The sequence below is a fragment of the Brakhagea slesvicensis genome, from assembly GCF_052161625.1.
GTDB lineage: Bacteria > Planctomycetota > Planctomycetia > Pirellulales > Pirellulaceae > JBKCUI01.
Genome location: NZ_CP197412.1, coordinates 1960757 through 1979746, shown reverse-complemented (window position 1 = coordinate 1979746; position 18990 = coordinate 1960757). Strand labels below are relative to the sequence as shown.

Below are 18990 nucleotides of genomic sequence, written 5' to 3'. Positions count from 1 at the left end.
CGAGGCAGAGCGAACTCCACCTCGAGGTCATCCAGATTTCATAACCCGGGCCGTCTATCCCGTTTGGGTTTAGAAACGGCAGGAATGGTTGAAGCTAATTAGGTTTGAAAGGCGGAAGCCATCTCGGAAAGCTGCGAATCGAACATGTCGGTGACGCGTCGCAATCCGGCTCCAGCAACTTTGGTCGACTCCACTTCGCGACTGGTTTCTTCTGCAATCAGATTCACATCGTGAATACTCTTGCTTACTTCGCGAGCGGCCACCACGGTTTCTTCCACACTGTTGGCAACAGACGATGTTCGTTCAGCTGCTTCGGCCAGTTGATGGGTTACGAGATGGATCGTACTGCGTTGGTGCTCCACCGCGTCCGATGTCATGTTCATACCCGAATTGATACTATCGATGACGGTTTCAATCTCGGTCATCGCATCCACGACGACAGAGGAGATGTTTTGGATCGACTCGATACGGCGTCGGATTTCGTTTGTGGCACTGGCTGTTTGATTTGCAAGCTGCTTGACTTCCGTTGCGACAACCGCAAAGCCTTTGCCCGCTTCACCGGCTCGGCTGGCTTCGATCGTTGCGTTGAGCGCTAGTAAATTCGTTTGATCTGCGATGTCGCGAATCACACCGATGATCTCACCAATTCCATTGGCTGCTTGCTCCAGTTCTCGGATTTGTTTTGTGCCATTTCCTGCGAGTTGCCTCGCGTGCTGCGCCACATTCGCCGATTCTTGTGTGCTGGATGTAACGCGGTCGGTGCTTTCGATAATCTCGCCTGCAGCATTCGCAACCGCTTGAACGGTGGAACTCACGTCTCGCAACGAAGATCGCATGGACTCGAGAGCTTGACTCATCTGCTCCGATGCAGCCGATACGGTACGGCTGCGCGAGGTTGTTTCGGTTGCCGCATTCTGCATTCTTTCGGCGGTGGTACCCAATTCGTTCGAAACCGATTCCAGTTCCTTGGAACTGCGTCGCATATTGCCAATCAATCCCTTTGTCTGCTTTGCGATCGTATTGATACCGATCTGCAACTTTCCGATTTCGTCCTTGCTGGTCACGGCGATGTCTTGCCGGAGATCCCCTTGGAGCAGTTTCGAAAAGGCGCGCGTCACTTCTTGTATGGGATTGATGACCGAGCGATTGAGGATAAAGACGAGAACCACGCAGGCTGCAAGGCTTGCAAGTCCGACCAATGCGAAGCCTTTAAGCGTGGCTTCGAAAGCGCGCTGGTCGGCATGGTCGAGCGATTGAATAATCTCGAAGGCGCCGTGCAGATCGCCGGACGCGAGATTCTCCATTCGGTGACCGGTTGGATCGAGTCCTTCATTATTCCCCCAAAGTTCCTCGGACAGCTTCGGGCTGCCGTGGCACATGATGCATTCCTGCGAGAGACGAATCGGTCGGAAGTAACGTATCTCGTTCTTGTGGCTGTCGAGTTCGAAGTATTCGGTTTTGCCCAGAGCGAGTTGATCCAGTGCTCGCATCTCGACTTCATCCGGCTCATTCTCAGGGTTGCGAGCACCGCGTCTTGGTGTTTTGAAACGATACCCCCCTTCCTTGGCACGAAGCATTACGGCTTCCCAGGCAGCGACAATGGGAACGGCTCCCAAGATTCGTTCCACCTTCTTTTCTTTGGCCCATTCGCTCACTACCTTCTGATCGAAGACACCGAGCTTCCATTTTTCTTCCATACCGTGGCGTACCGACTCGGCCATGTCGACCACGCGTCGCGCTTGGGCGATCGTATCTTCCTGGGCCGCTGTCCGGACTTCACTTCGGAACAACGACATAAAGCCAATCCCAACTCCAAGTAACATCAATGCAACGATCGTTACGAGCTTTGGGCGGATACCCAGGTCATTGAATCTTCTCAAAAACCCCATGATGGACTCATTTCAAACAAAAATTTATTCAATCAATCGGTGTCATCCGTTAGACGATCTCGCAGGCATGAATTGCGATCCAGGTTCAGGCCACCGTACTAGCGGAACTATTCACCGCCTTTCGAACCTGTCAAAAATAGATGGAGGCTTTGCGCGCGTTATGCGGCAAGGCGCATTCAATACAAGACAGCAAGGTACGTTTTAAACGACTTGCTAAGGTGAGATGTCCAAACTACTTCAATAAATGGAAATCAACTCAAGGTCTTCATCGCGTATTCATGCGGGGAATCGATCGGGAGTTCGCTCGCTTTCGACATGTGACAACATAGCTCATGTGAGACACAATGCTGCGCTGAAGTTCTAATTTTCCAAAGTTACTAGGGCGATCAATCGCTTACCATTGCTACCGATTCGACGGTTGTGTCGCGAGAGACCTCGTTGTAGCTGAGGATTCGGATGTTCGGCAGATTGTCTTGCGTGATCTGACGTAACGGGACACGTATTTTGGGGCTCACCAAGACGCAGAGGGTTCTCCCTTGCTGCTCCAATTTCTTGAGACCTTCCGCGATCTTTTGGCAAGTTTTCTGAATTGTTTCCGGTGCCATGCGAATGAAGATCCCGCGATCGGTCTGTTCGGCCCCGGCAGCGATTCGATCTTCCATGGCCGGATCTAGCGTCACGACTTTCAGAACACCCGCATTGTCGCGATAGCGATGAGAAATGGTTCGGGCCAATCGATGGCGGACGTACTCGGTCAGCCAGATGGGGTCCTTCACACGATGGGCAAAGTCGCCGAGTGTCTCGAGGATCAACCCAAGTTGCCGGATAGGAACATCCTCCCGCAGAAGATTCTGTAGGACTTGTTGAACGTCGGAGAGCTTCATCAGTTGAGGGATCAGCTCTTCCACCACCGTTGGAGCCCCTTTCTTCAATTGGTCGATCAATTGTTTCGTGACTTCACGGGTCAGAAGTTCTTCCGCATGACGCCGGGCGGTTTCTTGGACATGGGTGGCGAGGACCGCCGCGCACTCGGCGACTTGATAGCCGTAAATTTCGGCCTGCTGTCGCTGCTTGGGTTCGATCCAGAAGGCGCGTTTGCCAAAGGCCGGATCGGTCGTCTCATCCCCTTGAATCGGCCCCAACGTCAACCCGCTATCGATCGCCAGTAGCCGATCCGGGCGAAGCATGCCGGACGCGATGCGATTTCCATTCATCGAAAGTTCATACGAATATTCGGGCAGACTCATCCGGTCCTTGATCCGCACCATGGGTAACAGGATTCCCATTTCGGTCGCCAGGGTGGCCCGAACGGTCGAAATCCGTTTCATCAGATCGCCGCCTCGATTGGGATCTGCCAAGGGAATGAGTTTGGCTCCCAGTTCCAGTCGCATCGGATCGACTTCGAGATAATCTTCTGCCTTCTTTTCAGGGGGTGGTTCTTTCTTCGCCTCGCTTTCGGCCTGCTTTTTGGCCGCCTCTTGGAGGGCTCCCTTCTTCACTTGACTCTTCATCAGGATCGCAAGCCCGATGCATCCGGCGCCCATCGAAAACATCGGCAACGTCGGGAGGCCTGTGAAGATGAGCATCATCAAGAACGCTCCCGAAATGATCAGCGCTTCGGGACGCGAAAAGATCTGCCTCAAGAACTCGTTGGAGAAATTCGACTTTTGGGTGCTCCGAGTCGTGAGCAACGCAGCTGCCAACGAGATCAAAAACGCGGGGACTTGACTTACCAGCCCATCCCCAATGGTGAGCTTGGAATAGACGTTCGCTGCTTCGACGAGAGTCATGTCGGCGTACATGTAACCCATGTACAGACCACCGAACAAATTGATCATGGTGATCGCAATCCCTGCGATCGCATCGCCTCGCACGAACTTCGAAGCACCGTCCATCGCTCCATAGAAGTCGGCTTGCCTGGTGATCTCTTCACGCCGCCTTTGCGCCTCTTTCTCATCGATTGCACCGGCGCTCAAGTCAGCATCGATCGCCATCTGCCTTCCAGGCATACCATCCAACGCAAATCGTGCTGCGACTTCGCCGATCCGCGTCGCACCTTTCGTGATCACGATGAAGTTGATCAAGAAGATGATCACAAAGAGAATAATCCCGACTTCGATCGAGTCCCCGGAAACAAACTCCCCGAACGCACGAATAACATCTCCCGCTGCATCGAGTTTTTCTTCGCCCGCGTGCGTTAGGATCAACCGGGTGGTAGCCAAGTTCAAAACGAGGCGAGAAAGTGTCGTCGCCACCAGCATGGCGGGGAAGATGTTGAACTCCAGCGGAGATTGGATGTAGATGGTGGTGAGGAGGACCACCACTCCGATCGCAATGTTGGCGGACAAGAGAATATCGAGCAAGGTCGGGGGCAGAGGGACGAGAATCACCACCAGGCATGCAATGATGCCAATCGGCACCACGGCATCCGTGTAGCGTTCCAACCCTCGCAACCAATTGCCCATAGCCGACTATCCCCGATGAGACTTGAAGAATTCCCGCAAGATTTCGGAAAGTAGCCGGGAATCTTAGGGGATGTCTATATCGGTTTCCGCGATAGATTTGTAAGGTAGTGCCAGCAGGTCGCTTCTCCGGAATCGAAGCCGGCCCACATGACAGCTAGCTAACGCGATTACCATCTTTAGGAATGTCCTCGGCCGATCCCGCTATCAACGCTTACCCATCTTGGGCTCCCAGATTCTGGCACGGAATGCCGTCGAGGGTTTGGTTCCGCCACCTGGCACGCAACCGGTTTCAGTACGACTGGAATCGAATGCATATTGTCCTGGGTGTCAGCTGCTTTATGCCCGGTTCCGATCTGCTAACTCTCACGCAGCATCTTCTATTTGGCAAAAAGATTGCGGCCACGCCTCTTGCCGCTCCGCCCCTGTTTGTGCTTGGGCACTGGCGCAGTGGAACTACATTGCTCCATGAACTCCTGACGCTCGATCCGAAGTTCGCTTCGCCGACGACCTTCGAGTGCTTCGCCCCGTCGCATTTTCTCCTGACAGAAAATCTGGTCACGCGATTCGGTGGCTGGCTAATCCCCAACAAACGTCCCATGGACAACATGAAAGCGGGATGGGCGTTACCTCAAGAAGACGAATTTGCTCTGATGAACCTCGGGGCACCCACCCCCTATGCTCACATCATGTTTCCACAACATGACTTCGTGGATGAGAACACGCTCTCCAGCGAAGGCTTCTCCCCAGAACAACTTCGCGAATGGAAACGCCTGTTGGATTGGTTCCTCCGCGCGCTGACGTACAAGACGCAGAAACCGCTAATCCTCAAGAGCCCTCCCCACACGGGCCGAATCCAGATCCTTCGTGAGATGTACCCGGATGCCAAGTTCATCCATATCGCTCGCGACCCTCGCAAACTCTATCCCTCGACGATGAAACTCTGGAAGTCGCTCGAGGCCGTGCAGGGATTGCAGCGTCCGACCGACCCAGACCGATTGTCAGAATTCGTGCTCCGATCCCTTCACTCGATGTACCAATCCTTTGAGAAGGGGCGAAAGGATTTGCCTGAATCCCAAATCATCGACGTTCGCTACGAAGAACTGGTCGCCAATCCTGTCGAAGTTGTCGAGAGGATTTATCGCCAACTCCAAATCGGCGACTTCGAGTCGGTCCGTCCGGCATTGATGGCTCGGTCCGATTCGGAAAAGGAATACCAAACCAATCGTTTCGGTCTCGATCCTGAAGTCGAGCAACGCGTGATGTCACGATGGCGCGACTATGCGGAACGATACGGCTATGGGCCTTGAGACAGCTCAGGACTTCAAGTCCAAAGCGCGAATAAGAGAATGGCGAGTGCCACCGTGCCACATATCGCCTTGAGCAACGTTCCCAGCAGCTTGCCCCAAAGAGCGCCCCATCCAATCCGCACGGCCACGTCCCATTCTTTCCCGTCCCAACGCTCCCCTGCGACGGCCCCACCGAAAGCACCGAGCCCGCCAAAGAACAAGGCGGCGATCAAGTTGCCTAGGATGGGGATCGGCGATCCGACAAAGAGTCCGACCACTGCACCAACAATCGACCCTACCAGTGCGAGGACGCTTCCTTTGCGGGAGCCCCCCAACTGATTCACCCCCGCAGCACCGGCGAAGAACTCAACGACCTCTCCCACAATCGCCAATGCAAAAATGCTTCCCAATGCGAGGATCTCCACCCCCATCGCATGTTCCCCCGGTGCGAAATAGGCCACGCCGGCTGCCAAGGCTAGCAAACCCCAATTCCCCGGCATTCCCAGGAGCGTGAGGGTCCAGAAACCAAATGCGAGCAACGAAAGCGAAACAACAACCAGCCAAATCACAAGCGGTCTCCAGTGCGTTGGTCCAACGTGTCTGCCGATCGAAAACGGGGTAAGACAAGCTCGGAAAATGGAAATGGAAGGAACAGTGAAAATTCGAACATTTCATCCGGTTCTTGGGTCTAACTTTGGAACTCGGATCACAAATGCGGTATTATTGGATCGAACTTTTCGATCGCAATCCTAGGCGTCCAGCGCCATAGAATCTTGCAGATTCTCTAGCGCTTCGTGCTTAGGAACATCGTGGCACGAGGTTTGGCATTCGACAGAATACTTACCGGGAGGAGTCAGGATGGGCGATAGCTCTTCATTGGATTGTAGCGTTTTGGTTTTGAACCGATTCTACATGGCGGTTCGCGTCGTCGACGTGCGCCGCGCCATGACGCTTCTCTATCGCGGTTGCGCAGAAGTCATCACGATCGACGATGACCAGTACTCAAACTACGACTTCGAGAGCTGGTGCGAACTATCCGAACTGCAGGCTCTCGAGAAACAGTCCGACGAGGATTATCTTCGCACCCCCACTCGGGAATTAAAGGTCCCTCGCATCGTTCGGCTCGTCCTCTACGATCGTGTTCCCAAGTCGACCGTCCGATTCAATCGCAAAACCCTCTTCGCGCGCGATGGTTATCGCTGCCAGTACTGTGGTCAAACCCGACCGATGAGCCAACTCAGCTTGGATCACGTTCATCCTCGCTCGCAAGGAGGGAAAACGACCTGGGAAAACGTCGTCTGCTCCTGCTTGGGTTGCAACAGCAAGAAAGGTGGACGAACGCCCGTCCAAGCGAGTATGAAGCTGCTGTCGACACCGATCCGCCCTCAGTCCAACCCCGGCATCGCGATAACGCTCAAGGACCCGCGATACGAATCGTGGAAAACCTTCCTAACCCCGAACGTTGCAAGCTGACGGAGTATCTCACGCTTGAATGCTCCCGACTTAGTCCGCCGACTGCATCAGCATCGCATGTGGGTCAATCATCGTTTGCTGACAGCTGTCCAGTCCTTGTCCGACGATGAACTCCGTCGGTCATTCTCGATCGGGCAAGGAAGTGTTTGGAGAACGCTGACCCACCTGTTTGCCGCCGAGAATGTCTGGCTAGAAGCGTTGCTCGGTAACGAATCATTTCGAGTACCAGGGGATGTGCCTGGAAAGTTGCCGGGAAACCAAGAGGGACAAGGAGCGATTGCATCCCTTTCGGATCTTGTTCTGCAATGGGACGAACTGGATCGAAGATGGAACAAGTATCTTGAAGGCTTGAGCGATGAATCGCTCGATGATGTGGTTTACAGAACAAGCAGTAGTTCCGGCGCGGGAAAGAGATTTGGAACCAAACGTTCCGACATACTGCTCCATGTGTGTACGCATGCCCAATACACCACCGCGCAGCTCAACAACATGCTGCGCCAATTGGGGCAAAGCACTTCACTCGATGTCATGCTTATCACCCTCGCCAGACAAGAATCCACACCTTAGCCCAGACCCCTCCTCGTCTTACCCAAAACCAGCATATGACAGAATGGAACCCTGCACGTCACGAGAACAGCGTACGACACGAGAATACCGTGCGGGATGGGGCCTTTGTCCGAGGTGAGCGGAGAGTGCGATGGAAGGAGTCTACCATGACAGGTAAAGACTGGTTGTTGCGATTCCTATGCGCGTTCGCCGTTTCGTTTGTCATTCTCTGCATCGTGCAACTCTTTCGAGGACGCGAGATTGTACTATCGACAGTTTATGGGTTAGCCTGGGGGCTGTTCACTGCATTGCTATTCACTTCCATAGGTTACACGAAGTACCGACGATGTCGCGCTTGTGTTACACAACGTCCCTCCGGTAGCTCGTAGACAGAGGCCAAACCCCTCTGCGTTTTCAATCGCTTTACAGTCAGCCGCAGGCGACCACGCACCACCGAAGGTGGCGCTGTCGGCGGAACGAAAGCCGATTTAGGCTACTTCACTCTCGCGCCAGGCAACACAAGCTCGTTGAAGCGATCGATGGGTTCGCGGCAGGACCAGGCGATCCCTCGCAGGAGGACGATGCGAAACAGCGGATCGTCGAAGGTCCAGTTGTAATGGCCAGGAATCGCAACAAAGACTCGCCCTTTCTCTCGTTCGTAACACCAGATTTGTGGCCAAAGCTTTCCTTCCTCTGAACTGGATGCGAGCAGCGTGATTTGCGCCGAGTCACCGGCCAATGTCCAATAGCTTTCATCCAGCAAATCCAGTTCATCCAAATTCCGCAGGATGGGGTGGTCGGTATTCGATAGCTCCAATCGAAGAGGACCGTGGCGGTAACGAATCGAACCTGCTTTGGATGCCATCCCGATCCGCTCTGCAAATTGAGGTGCCCGATCTCCACCGTTTACGGCCCAATGCAAATAGATCGCTCCCCCGCCGCGCGCGAAGAAGGCATCCATCTTCTGGGCACGCATTGCGTTCCAATCTCCTTTTTGAAAGAAGAGGAGCACGTCGGCGGATTGAAGTTGCTCCTCGCTTGGGAAATCCCACGCGGTATCGATCACCGTTTCGTCCGCAGCCGCCAGGAGACTCCCCCATTGGATTTGCCAGGCTGGGTAATCGTGTTCGCCTGGTCCATGATCCTTCGTTCCTGCGACCAAGACGACGCGCAGGGGCCGAAGCTCTTTGGGTAAGGGGGTAGAACCGGCTAAAGCATCCGCAACCTCCTTCATGGATCGCATCGGTGGCGCCGCAACCTTTCCGGCGATTGGCATGCTGGGTGGTGGCGTAAGCAGAAAGGTCATCAAATCTCGGACCTCCTCTTCGGATAGATCGTCTAGCAAGCCCTCCGGCATGACCGATCCTTCGATGACCTTCTTTTCGCGAATCCGATCCTGAGCCAGCGGTTGCAGTGCGCCAGTGGAATCACCCAGAAGCAACCGGCCCTCGATCGTTCGCAATACCCCCGATCGTTTCGAACCATCGTGGAGTTCTACTTCGTAAAGCTTGAAATCCGAATGAACGGTTGCGCTAGGGTTCGTAACATCCTTTAGCACCGAAGCGTAGTCCCGTCTCGTGAGTTCGCTCCAGGTAGGACCCAAAGAAATACCAGTTTCGCCCACCGTGTGGCATCGAAAGCATTCCGCTGCACCGCTGTAAAAGATGCGACGCCCCCGTCCCCAGCTCCCGCCTGCTAACTCTGGCACCGAGCTTTGCGGGCCGGGATTGGCCGCTGAGTTTTGGGTTGTGCGGGATTGGGCAGAAATGTTCGGGCTGTGCGCTGCGAAAGAGACAGCCGCTAGCAAAAGCGAAAGAAGCGAGACATACGAGGACATGGACAAGCTCCCAGGAAAGGAAGAGGGAAGCGAAGCATCCATCCCAGCATAGCAGAAAAGATCTTCAGCCTATGCCTTGCGTCAGAAGCTGGTTCATCACATGGAGGGAGGTTTCGGTGACGTCCTCGATGTTCTTGGCCGGAAATGAAATAAAATCAGCCCATCGGTTTAACGCGATGGGCTGATTTTTATGGATCATGTCTTGCGACAGGCAGTCTGTATTCGCCAATTAGCGGATACGGGTGCTGCTTGCTTGAATGACATGACGCTTGGTGTTCAGGTAAGCGTGTGGGTCAGCAACTGGAGCAGCGGCAGGTGCAGCAGCAGGAGCTGCTACAGGAGCCGATCCGCAAGAGCTGCATCCGGCAGGAGCTGCATCGCAAGCGGTTGCACAAGGATCATCGCAGCAAGCGGATTTCTTGCATGAGAAGATCTTCGAGAGCAAACCACGCTTCTTGTGTCCGCAGCCGCTGTCGCAGCTAGGAGCTGCACAGGGATCGCAAGCAGCGATCTCTGCACCGCAGCTTGGTCCTGCATTGCATGGATCGCAAGCAGCGATTTCTGCACCACAGGTTGGTCCGCAAGGATCACAGGATTCAACACCACAGCTTGGAGCGTGGCTGTGAAGCTTGTGCTTCATGCCGACGAGCTTGCACTTCAGGTTGCCCTTGAGCCCCTTGAGTGCATCCAAAACTGGAGTGCGAACATTGCAGCAGCTTGGTTCGCAAGCTGGTGCACAAGCAGGTGCGCAAGCAACTTCTACTCCGCAGCTAGGTGCTGCGTTGCATGGGTCACAAGCAGCGATTTCAACGCCACAGGATGGATCGCATGCGGTTTCAACGCCGCACGATGGATCACAAACCGAGGTGTCGCAGCAAGAGCTCGACGCTCCGCAGCCTTTTCCTCCGAGCAAACGGTTCAGGAGGTCGCCACCAAAGCTTTGTCCGCTAAGAGTAGCTCCAATAACCATCGAACCGACAACGATATTCCATTTCATCTGAGCCAAATCTCCCTACGTATATGGTCACTGACCGTCACTCACAGGCCAGAAATGTGCGGTTGAGCGGAGACCGATTTCGGCGCACGAAGTCGCCGCCGAAATCGCCCTCAACTGGCGTGGCTTCTATGCAGCGTTCCCGCCACAATGACTTCGTTAGCCTCGTATCCGAGACGGCAAACCTCCTGTTGATTCGCCACCTCACCACACATCCCTGCGTCCGGCTTGGCCCCTCCGCCAAGCAAGACATGTAACAGTTGCCGGTCGGGCCATCCTAGGCCCGTTCAGTACTGGGTCACCGGCAATTCATCGACCGCATCTTGCTGGCTCGCCAGAACGCTCTGGTGAGTTAAGATGCGAAGCCGAGGGAAGGTATCGGTCAGATTTGGAAACACCCTTGAGGTAGGGAGTTCATTTTTCGAAAAATGACACCACACAAGAACTTACGTAAAATTTGACGCCTGCTGAGACCTTGCTGTTCGCCCGCTTTGTAGCATCGCAAGGTTTACCTGCCTTACCATCCTCGCCCGTCAAACATTCCTCAATCGATAAAGTCAACTTGGCTTAACCTATGCATCCCCATCCACCCAAGATCGCTTACCTGACAGCCGGAGCAGCAGGGATGTTTTGCGGTTCCTGCCTGCACGACAACGCTTTGGCCAAGGAGCTGATTTCCCTGGGCCATGATTGCTTGCTAATCCCGGTGTACACGCCCATTCGAACGGACGATTCGGACGTCAGCATCGACCGGGTTTTTATGGGGGGCGTTAATGTGTACCTCCAACAGAAACTTCCCTGGCTGGCTTACACCCCCAAGTGGCTCGATAGTTTTCTCAATCAACCGTGGATCATTCGCGCTCTCACTAAGAACGCAGGTAAGACCTCCCCCAAATTGCTCGGCCCTCTCACTCTTTCCATGCTGCGCGGTACGCGAGGAAGGCAACGGAAAGAGTTTCTCCGCATGCTCGACTGGCTCCAGGCAGACATCCAACCGGATGTCGTTATCTTGACCAACCTCCTCATCGGAGGAGGGATTCCTGATTTACGCCGACGTCTGGATGCGAGAATCTGGGTTACGTTGCAGGGGGATGATATCTTCATCGATTCCCTTTTGACAAGGCATCGAGTGGGAGTTATCGAGGCAATGCGAGGATTGGTCCCCCTCGTGGAGGGCTTTATCGTTCATTCCCATTCGTATGGGACCAAGATGCAGGAGCTCCTTGCGATCCCTGCGGAGAAAGTCCACGTGGTCCCACTGGGGATCCCGACTCACGACTTTCTCGCAAATCCTGAACTTGCCCACTATTCCCATCCCTCGAAGGAAAAGAGCGCTGCAAACCCTCCCTTTACCATCGGCTACTTCGCGCGCATGGCCCCGGAAAAGGGAGTGCATCGATTGGTGGACGCGTTCGTAGAATTGGGGCGTCAGCCGAACTTCTCACACGTTCGGCTCAAGATGGCGGGATGGATGGGACCGCAACATGAATCGTATTGGAATGAGCAACTCGCCAAGCTTCAAATTCCCGAATTGGAGGGGCGATGGGAGTATGTGGGATCGATCGATCGAAAGGAAAAGAAGGCCTTTCTGCAAAGCGTCGATCTATTCTGCGTCCCAACTGTTTACGAGGAACCCAAAGCGCTCTTCCTGCTCGAGGCGATCGCCAGCGGAGTCCCTTATCTACAGCCCGCGCACGGCGCGTTCCCTGAGATCCATGCGCGTGTGCATCGAACTGAGAATGCCTCGATCCTCGGCCGGCTGTTTAGACCCGATAGTCCTGATCAGCTCCGCTTGGAACTGATTCGCATGATCGAGGAACGGACGACCCGCTTTTCTCCCGCTCCATCTCTTCTGGAAGAGATCGGCATCCAGAAGCATGCTCAGCGGGTTGCAAAACTGGTGGCGAGCCAACGTTAGGGTTTTGATTCGACTGCGACGGGAGCTGCGGGCGTGGCAACCGGTGCGGGTGCCGATGGAGTCCCCTCCGCTTTCGACGCTTCCGCTTTCGGAGGCTCCGATTTCGCGGTTTCTCCCTTGGCTCCATCCGGAGTGGCTGGCGCAGCAGGTACTTTCATGGGCCCCTTTTCGGCTGCCAGGTGCGCCGTCAAGTAAAAGAGCTTGGCCGCTGCCGCAATCTTGTCGTAATTGATCCGCGAGGGCAGGTCGGTCGGCCTGTGATAATCGGGATGGAATCCGCCGAACAAGAAAGCGACCGAGATCCCCTTCTTGAAGAAGTTCGCTTGGTCACTCCGTCCGAAGACACCTTCTTCATCGAACTCGAACTCCAAGTTCACGTGCTTGTTCGCTTCCATGATGACATCATGCAGCGACTTGTCTCCTTTTTGACTCCCAACCAAGTGAAGGGATCGAAGATTGTCTTCCGGTTTATCCCCACCCTTTTCCTCGTTGCGTCCGACCATGTCGATATTGAGCATGCACACCATCTTGTCCAAGGGTAGGACGGGGTTGTTGCAATAATGGGCTGAACCGACCAGACCGATTTCCTCCGCTGCAAACCAAAGAAACAGCACGCTTCGCTTCGGTTTGACCGGGTTCGTTGCCATTGCCTTGGCAATATTCAGCAACGCGGTGGAACCGGAACCGTTGTCGTCGGCACCTGGATGGATTTCACCGCGGCTCAAACCGAGATGGTCTAAGTGGGCACCGATGACGACATACTCGCTGTTCAAACTGGGATCGGAACCGCGTTGCCAAGCGATCACATTGGGCACAGCGACGGGCTCCTCCCGCAATCGGATTTGGAGCGTGACTGAATCTTCGACCGTCTTCGATTCCATCGTGGCATTGTCAGGCATCTCCATCCAGGTCAAGGGAACGCCTGCGGCATTGGAGATGAGGGTCGCTGCCACACGAGAAATTGTCCCGGCAGCGCTGTTGGAGGTTCGTCCCCCACGCTTCAATTGCGGTGTGGATTGCGGCTCTTTGTCGGTGACCTGCAACACCCCCATCGCTCGTTGTTGTCCAAGCAAGAAGCTTGCGCGTCCCTCGTTCTTGGCGTCGGCGACATAGAGAACGATTCGCCCCGCTAGACTCTTCTCTTCGAACCGCGGCGAGTCCCCAACGAGCCGAACAAATGCCAGCTTGCCAGACAGCTCGGGTTGAGAGGGAAACCGGTCAAGACCCACATTCTTTTCCATAGGGATCACCAATCCCCCGGGCCCAGCAACTTTCGATTGCATGCCATCCACGAAGAGCTTGGTCATGGGAAGCATCTGAAAATAAGTCCCACCATCCCCCATCGGCTCGAGCCCGAACTCGGCTGCCTTCCCTGCGACCCAATGGGCGGCCCGAACATACCCCAATTGGCCTGTCCCGCGACCTTCAAAGCCGGGTCCCGCCAAGATGCCGAGCCAATCCTGGGATTGTTCCTTCGTAATCGAATCAAATCCGACGGCCAGAGGCTCAGGAGCTGGCAACGCACCATCGTACTGAGCTACCAACAGCGAGGACGAACACAGAGCGGTTGCCCAGAAGCCACACAACGAAGAGAAACGATTCAACGCACGAAACATGGATTTACCTTAGGAAGAATGCATCGGAACCGCGGCGAGACTACCGTCCCATCGACTCTCCAATGGTAAACATGCTACCAAGGAAAATCGACCGTTTTCCGCACTCCCGATGGAGCTTTCCTCCCAATTCAGCGTCTGAATCAGCCGCCCGGCCAAGGAAGGCCGGGTGCCGCAACCTGCTTTCTCCAGGCGGCTACACCGCCGATCGTCCGTTCATCAGATTGGCGATCAAGCTCAAGGCGAACAAGACGATAAAAACGAAGAACAGAATCTTGGCGATTCCGGCCGCACTGGCAGCGATACCGCCAAAACCAAATGCTGCAGCGATCAATGCCAAAACCAAAAAACTAAGTGCCCATGACAACATGATGATTGTTCCTATCTAAGTGATTCGCTTGTACGTGTGATCGGAGAGTCTTCTCCATGGTGTCTCTCACACCACTGCCATCATGAATCGCAATCGGGATGCCAATCGAAGCCACTCTGCGGAAGCATTGTCGATTTCCACCGATCCGGCGCGAAATCGATCGCTCATCGCTCAGTAGACAAACGAGACTGCGCGACCGACTCCCAAACTGACCGCCCATCATTCCTATTTGTGCTGCAGCGTGAATGACTTTCCCAATTCGCCCCCCCGCAGTCGATAGCAAGACTCCTTCTGCTGGTCTGCGGCACGTCGATTGCACCATGGTGCGAGAAGCGTGTTGGGGCTAGCGTGTTGATGGCAACGCGTAGACGTCCCTGCGTTCATCGCACTGCGAATCAACAGTTTTCAGAATCGATCGTCTCTCAGTGCTTATCCCATGAAGGAGGACCAGAACATGGCAACGATTGAACACGAGTCGACGCTTTCGGAGAAGATCTCGGACAGCATTCAGGGAAAGGACGAGCCAATGGAGACCAACCATCCGCTTGCTCCAGCCGCATTGGTCTTCCTGACCTATCCCATGATTCTCATGGTGGCGACGCTCGCCATTGTTGGAACGCTTTGGTTCTTCGGCGTCTTCGGCGGCGCGGGATCGACCACCCCTGCGGAATCCAATCCGGCTCTCCCGCAACCTGTCCAACCACTGTAAATCTAGTTTTGTTCTGTCTGCACTGCAATTAACAATCAAATGCACCGAGGTAAATCATGAATAACTCCTGTAAGAATACAACGTCAACTTCACCCCTTCACAAGCAATTGACGAATGAAGATCCTTTGACCGGGGAATCCGGCGCGCACCCAATCGGGACCGGGCTCGGTGCCGTGGTTGGAGGGGCTGCGACTGGGGCTGCGGTCGGGTCGGTAGCGGGCCCTATCGGGACTGTTGCGGGCACCGTCGTCGGAGGCATCGCTGGTGCCTTGGCGGGCAAAGCGATCGCCGAGGAAGTCAACCCGACGGTCGAGCTGGAGTATTGGCAGAGCGAATACCGCAATCGCCCCTACTACAACGAATCCTTTCCGTTTGAGTGGTACGCACGCGCCTATCGCGCCGGGTGGGAAGCGTCCAACGACGGGCATGCGTGGGAACAAGCTGAAGCGTCTGCAAAGCAAAAGTTCGAGGTGGCCGAGTGGGAGAATGAAGGGGGCGCGCTGAGCATGTCTTGGGAGGAAGCCAGGGAAGCGGCCAAGGATGCGTATGAGCGAATTCAGAAACGCCGCCGGGGTCAGTAACCGAATCGCGTACTCCAAAGGAACCCCCCAACATGAATTCCCATCGTTTCGCCGAGGAAGTCAACGATCCCGATTCGATCGAGCGCAATCGCATTCCCGTCCCCAAGATCTTGATAGAACATGATCACAACTCCGGACGGGTCCACGAACTCCTATGCCATGCGAGAAATCAATTGTCGGAGGAGTTGGATACGTGGCACCGAGCGCACGTCTCGGGCGAAGACGATCGCTCTGTCGAAATTCTGGAACGCATGCTGGGATATGCCAAGCAAATCGAGGCCGATGCGCTAGTGTACGAACTCTCAACTCTCGGGCAGCTCATTCGACAGGTTGCTGCCAGCGAGCGGATTGCTCAAGCGACCGCTCGTATGCAAACCGAGCTGCAGGGAGTCCTGGCCGAACTCAAGCGGTGGGAGCATCGGGATCGTTTGGAGGGACTCACCGCAGATGGAGAGCGCGGTCAATTGGGACGATAAAGGGAAATGCCGACATGACGGATACGGCTGACATGACGGATACGGCCGGGATCGCGATCAGCCGATCCGCTCTTTGCCCATCCAAGGCTGTAGGACCTTGGGTACCAGAATCGAACCATCGGATTGCTGGTGGTTCTCCAGGATGGCGATGATGGCGCGGCTGATAGCGACAGCTGTTCCGTTCAAGGTATGGACGAAATGCGTCCCTTTCTCATTCTTGTTCTTGTACCGAATGTTGAGCCTTCGCGCTTGGTAGTCGGTGCAATTGGAGGTGCTCGTTACTTCTCCCCATTCCCCGGTCTCGCCTCGTCCGGGCATCCAAGCTTCTAAATCGTATTTGCGATACGCAGGGCCACCCAAGTCGCCGGTGGCGGTATCTACCACGCGATAGGGAACCTCCAACGCATCGAACAAATCGCATTCGATCTGTCGAAGTTCTTCATGGATCGCATCGCTTTGGCTTTCAAGTGTGAAGGCAAACATCTCTACCTTCGTGAACTGATGGACACGATAAAGGCCCTTGGATGCACGCCCCGCAGCACCGGCTTCGGTGCGGAAGCAGTGGCTGATGCCAACCAGCTTGAGAGGCAATTGCTCTGCTTCCAAAACCAATCCGGAATACATGCCTCCGAGCGTGATCTCGGCAGTGGCGACTAAATTCAGATCGGAATTCTCGACACTGTAAATCTGTGTTTCAGGCCCTCGTGGAATGAAGCCGATGCCATGAAGGGTCGATGTATTGGCCAGGTCGGGTGTCGAAACCGGAACGAAGCCCTTCCGAACAAGATGCTGCACCGCAAATTGCTGCAGGGCCAACTCCAGAAGTACCGCATCGTTCTTCAAGAAATAGAAACCTGCTCCAGCCACACGCGCTCCTGCTTCGAAGTCGATCAGGTCATGGAGTTTCCCAAGTTCCAAATGGTCCCTGGCTGGAAAGTCGAATTGGGGAATCGGCGTCTTCCCACGCGCGATCTCCAAATTGGCTTGATCGTCCCCCCCGATCGGTGCCGCGGGGTTGGTCATGTTAGGGATATGCGCGAGGATCCCGAGGATCTCTTTGTCCAGCCCATCGTGCTCGTGCTGAGCTGCTTCTTTCTGTTCTCGCAGCAGTTTCCCCTGCTCCTTGAGCCCTTCCCGCTCGGCGGGCGTGGCGGCCTTCATCTTGGAATTGATGTCGTTCGCCTTCCGATTCAGTTCCTCGGCTTCCGTCAATTTGGCTCGGCGCCTCGTCTCGACTTCGACGAATCGGTCCAAGTTCGATGCGGGCACGCCTCGATTCACACAATTCTGTTTGACGGCATCCAGGTTTTCGAGAACGAACTTTCGATCGAGCATAGGTACTTATTCCGTGGTCAAGAATCATGGCTGGGAGCCGGGCCTCAAGGGGGGAGAGTGTATCGAATCCAGTCCAGGTTTCCAACGGAGAAGAGGCGTTCCGGAGCATTTCTAACAAGGGATCGAATTTTTCCCCGTTTCCCTTCCCTGGGGAGCCGGATATCCTCGTAGGGTCCGCATCCGGCCACCGGGGCGCCGCGCGGATGGGCTCGAATTGCTTGAGAGACCGTTTGAAGGCCCCGATGACACCGACCGTGCCGGACTGCAAGGACCCACCATGAATATGACCCATTCCACGACCATCAAGCGCGCTTGGAAGAATGCTCGAAGAGCAATTCTCGCTGCCTGCATCGCCTGCACCGCCGTCCACACCTCCTGTGCAACGCTTTGGGCCGAAGAAAAATTGACCATCGGTTCGACCGCGCCGACGCTCGATATCCAACATTGGATCTCGAACGGCCAAGGTAAATTCAAGCCGGTTACCAAGTTCGAGAACGGCAAAGTGTACGTCGTCGAGTTCTGGGCCACCTGGTGTGGACCCTGCGTGTCGAGCATGCCGCACTTGGTGAAGACTCAAAAAGAGTTCGCTGACAAAGGCGTCCAGATTGTCAGCGTAAGTGATGAAGATACCGATACGATCAAGGAGTTCCTGGACCAAAAGTTCGAAGCGGAAGAGGAATCCGGCGAGGGGGATATCAAAAAGGAAAAGCCAGCCGCCAAGACCTACCGAGAGTTGACCAGCGCCTATTGCTTGACCGCCGATCCGGACGCCTCCACGCACGAAGCCTACATGAAGGCTGCCAATCAAAACGGAATCCCTTGTGCATTCATCGTCGGCAAGGACCAGAAGATCGAATGGATCGGGCATCCGATGGAAATGGATAGCGTCCTGACGCAAGTCGTCGACGGCAAATGGGACCGCGCTGCTTACTTGGCCGAATTCCAAGAAAAGGAAAAGCTTGAAGAGCTCTTTGGCAAGATCGGTAGCAGCATGCGACGAGGAAAATCACAGCAGGCGATCGAACTGATCGACGAAGCCCTCGCGACCTTTAAGAACGAAGAGATCGTCACCCAACTCCGACTCGCCAAACTCCAAGTCCTTCTTCAAGACAAAGATTCCGCAGACAAACTTCCCGCTGTCCTCACCGAGACGTACACGGCCTACGAAGGACGCCCCGAAGTCATCAACATGGTGACATGGACTATCTATGAACTTGCCGATGCTGGCGAACTCAAAGATAAAAAACTGATCAAACAAGCTAGGCAAGCGGCTCAAAAAGCTGCCGAGAAAGCACCGGCTGACATGAAGCCTGGCATTCTCGACACCGTATCTCACCTCCAATTCGTCGAAGGCGACACGGCGGGAGCGATCAAAACGCAAGAGCTAGCAATCTCTCTCGTCAAAGACGAATCGAAAGAAGAATACCAAGCTTTTCTAGAGGAGTTGAAAGCTGCTTTGAAAGAAAAGCGATAGATTCGAAGTTCGGCTTGATCCAGT

16 protein-coding genes are annotated in these 18990 nt (G+C 54.8%); 9 read left to right on the top strand and 7 right to left on the bottom strand.

The window, feature by feature from the left end:
• Window positions 1-98: 98 nt before the first annotated feature.
• Window positions 99-1823, bottom strand: a complete 1725-nt coding sequence (locus SH467x_RS07590; RefSeq protein WP_482370675.1) for a methyl-accepting chemotaxis protein — start codon at window positions 1821-1823, stop codon at window positions 99-101.
• A gap of 452 nt (window positions 1824-2275) precedes the next feature.
• Window positions 2276-4354: a flagellar biosynthesis protein FlhA gene (flhA, locus tag SH467x_RS07585; protein WP_482370674.1), complete on the bottom strand. Its 2079-nt coding sequence runs from the start codon at window positions 4352-4354 to the stop codon at window positions 2276-2278.
• A 308-nt stretch (window positions 4355-4662) separates the two neighbouring features.
• On the opposite strand from flhA, the gene SH467x_RS07580 reads away from it, so the two are divergent.
• Entirely contained in the window at window positions 4663-5661 is a 999-nt protein-coding gene (locus tag SH467x_RS07580; protein WP_482370673.1) for a sulfotransferase family protein, read from the top strand.
• Between the two features lie 14 nt (window positions 5662-5675).
• On the opposite strand, the gene SH467x_RS07575 is transcribed toward SH467x_RS07580, so the two are convergent.
• Complete coding sequence (locus SH467x_RS07575) at window positions 5676-6209, bottom strand: DUF456 family protein (RefSeq protein WP_482370672.1); 534 nt, start codon at window positions 6207-6209, stop codon at window positions 5676-5678.
• A 289-nt stretch (window positions 6210-6498) separates the two neighbouring features.
• Here SH467x_RS07575 and SH467x_RS07570 point away from each other — a divergent pair, with 289 nt between their 5' ends.
• From SH467x_RS07570 to SH467x_RS07560, 3 genes are all read left to right on the top strand, one after another.
• On the top strand, window positions 6499-7113 hold the full coding sequence (locus tag SH467x_RS07570; protein WP_482370671.1) for an HNH endonuclease: 615 nt from the start codon (window positions 6499-6501) through the stop codon (window positions 7111-7113).
• A gap of 15 nt (window positions 7114-7128) precedes the next feature.
• Window positions 7129-7680, top strand: a complete 552-nt coding sequence (locus SH467x_RS07565) for a DinB family protein (RefSeq protein ID WP_482370670.1) — start codon at window positions 7129-7131, stop codon at window positions 7678-7680.
• Window positions 7681-7826: 146 nt separating this feature from the next.
• Window positions 7827-8048, top strand: a complete 222-nt coding sequence (locus tag SH467x_RS07560) for a hypothetical protein (RefSeq protein ID WP_482370669.1) — start codon at window positions 7827-7829, stop codon at window positions 8046-8048.
• 104 nt (window positions 8049-8152) lie between these two features.
• Here SH467x_RS07560 and SH467x_RS07555 read toward each other — a convergent pair whose 3' ends face one another.
• On the bottom strand, window positions 8153-9496 hold the full coding sequence (locus SH467x_RS07555) for a ThuA domain-containing protein (RefSeq protein ID WP_482370668.1): 1344 nt from the start codon (window positions 9494-9496) through the stop codon (window positions 8153-8155).
• Window positions 9497-11064: 1568 nt separating this feature from the next.
• Between SH467x_RS07555 and SH467x_RS07550 the strand changes: the two genes are divergently transcribed.
• Window positions 11065-12408 (top strand): glycosyltransferase family 4 protein, encoded by a 1344-nt coding sequence (locus SH467x_RS07550; protein ID WP_482370667.1) that lies wholly within the window; start codon window positions 11065-11067, stop codon window positions 12406-12408.
• Here the strand turns inward: SH467x_RS07550 and SH467x_RS07545 are convergent.
• Both SH467x_RS07545 and SH467x_RS07540 read right to left on the bottom strand, forming a co-directional pair.
• Window positions 12405-14024: a M20/M25/M40 family metallo-hydrolase gene (locus SH467x_RS07545; protein ID WP_482370666.1), complete on the bottom strand. Its 1620-nt coding sequence runs from the start codon at window positions 14022-14024 to the stop codon at window positions 12405-12407. The genes SH467x_RS07550 and SH467x_RS07545 overlap by 4 nt on opposite strands.
• A gap of 193 nt (window positions 14025-14217) precedes the next feature.
• Window positions 14218-14391: a DUF1328 domain-containing protein gene (locus SH467x_RS07540; RefSeq protein WP_482370665.1), complete on the bottom strand. Its 174-nt coding sequence runs from the start codon at window positions 14389-14391 to the stop codon at window positions 14218-14220.
• 454 nt (window positions 14392-14845) lie between these two features.
• Between SH467x_RS07540 and SH467x_RS07535 the strand changes: the two genes are divergently transcribed.
• Genes SH467x_RS07535 through SH467x_RS07525 form a run of 3 tightly spaced genes read left to right on the top strand, consistent with a single transcriptional unit; the run spans window position 14846 to window position 16157 of the window.
• Complete coding sequence (locus SH467x_RS07535) at window positions 14846-15100, top strand: hypothetical protein (protein ID WP_482370664.1); 255 nt, start codon at window positions 14846-14848, stop codon at window positions 15098-15100.
• A gap of 56 nt (window positions 15101-15156) precedes the next feature.
• Complete coding sequence (locus SH467x_RS07530) at window positions 15157-15681, top strand: hypothetical protein (RefSeq protein ID WP_482370663.1); 525 nt, start codon at window positions 15157-15159, stop codon at window positions 15679-15681.
• Window positions 15682-15713: 32 nt separating this feature from the next.
• Window positions 15714-16157 (top strand): hypothetical protein, encoded by a 444-nt coding sequence (locus SH467x_RS07525; RefSeq protein ID WP_482370662.1) that lies wholly within the window; start codon window positions 15714-15716, stop codon window positions 16155-16157.
• Between the two features lie 57 nt (window positions 16158-16214).
• On the opposite strand, the gene serS is transcribed toward SH467x_RS07525, so the two are convergent.
• On the bottom strand, window positions 16215-17492 hold the full coding sequence (gene serS / locus SH467x_RS07520) for a serine--tRNA ligase (protein WP_482370661.1): 1278 nt from the start codon (window positions 17490-17492) through the stop codon (window positions 16215-16217).
• A gap of 277 nt (window positions 17493-17769) precedes the next feature.
• On the opposite strand from serS, the gene SH467x_RS07515 reads away from it, so the two are divergent.
• Complete coding sequence (locus tag SH467x_RS07515) at window positions 17770-18966, top strand: redoxin domain-containing protein (protein WP_482370660.1); 1197 nt, start codon at window positions 17770-17772, stop codon at window positions 18964-18966.
• The last annotated feature ends 24 nt before the right edge of the window (window positions 18967-18990 follow it).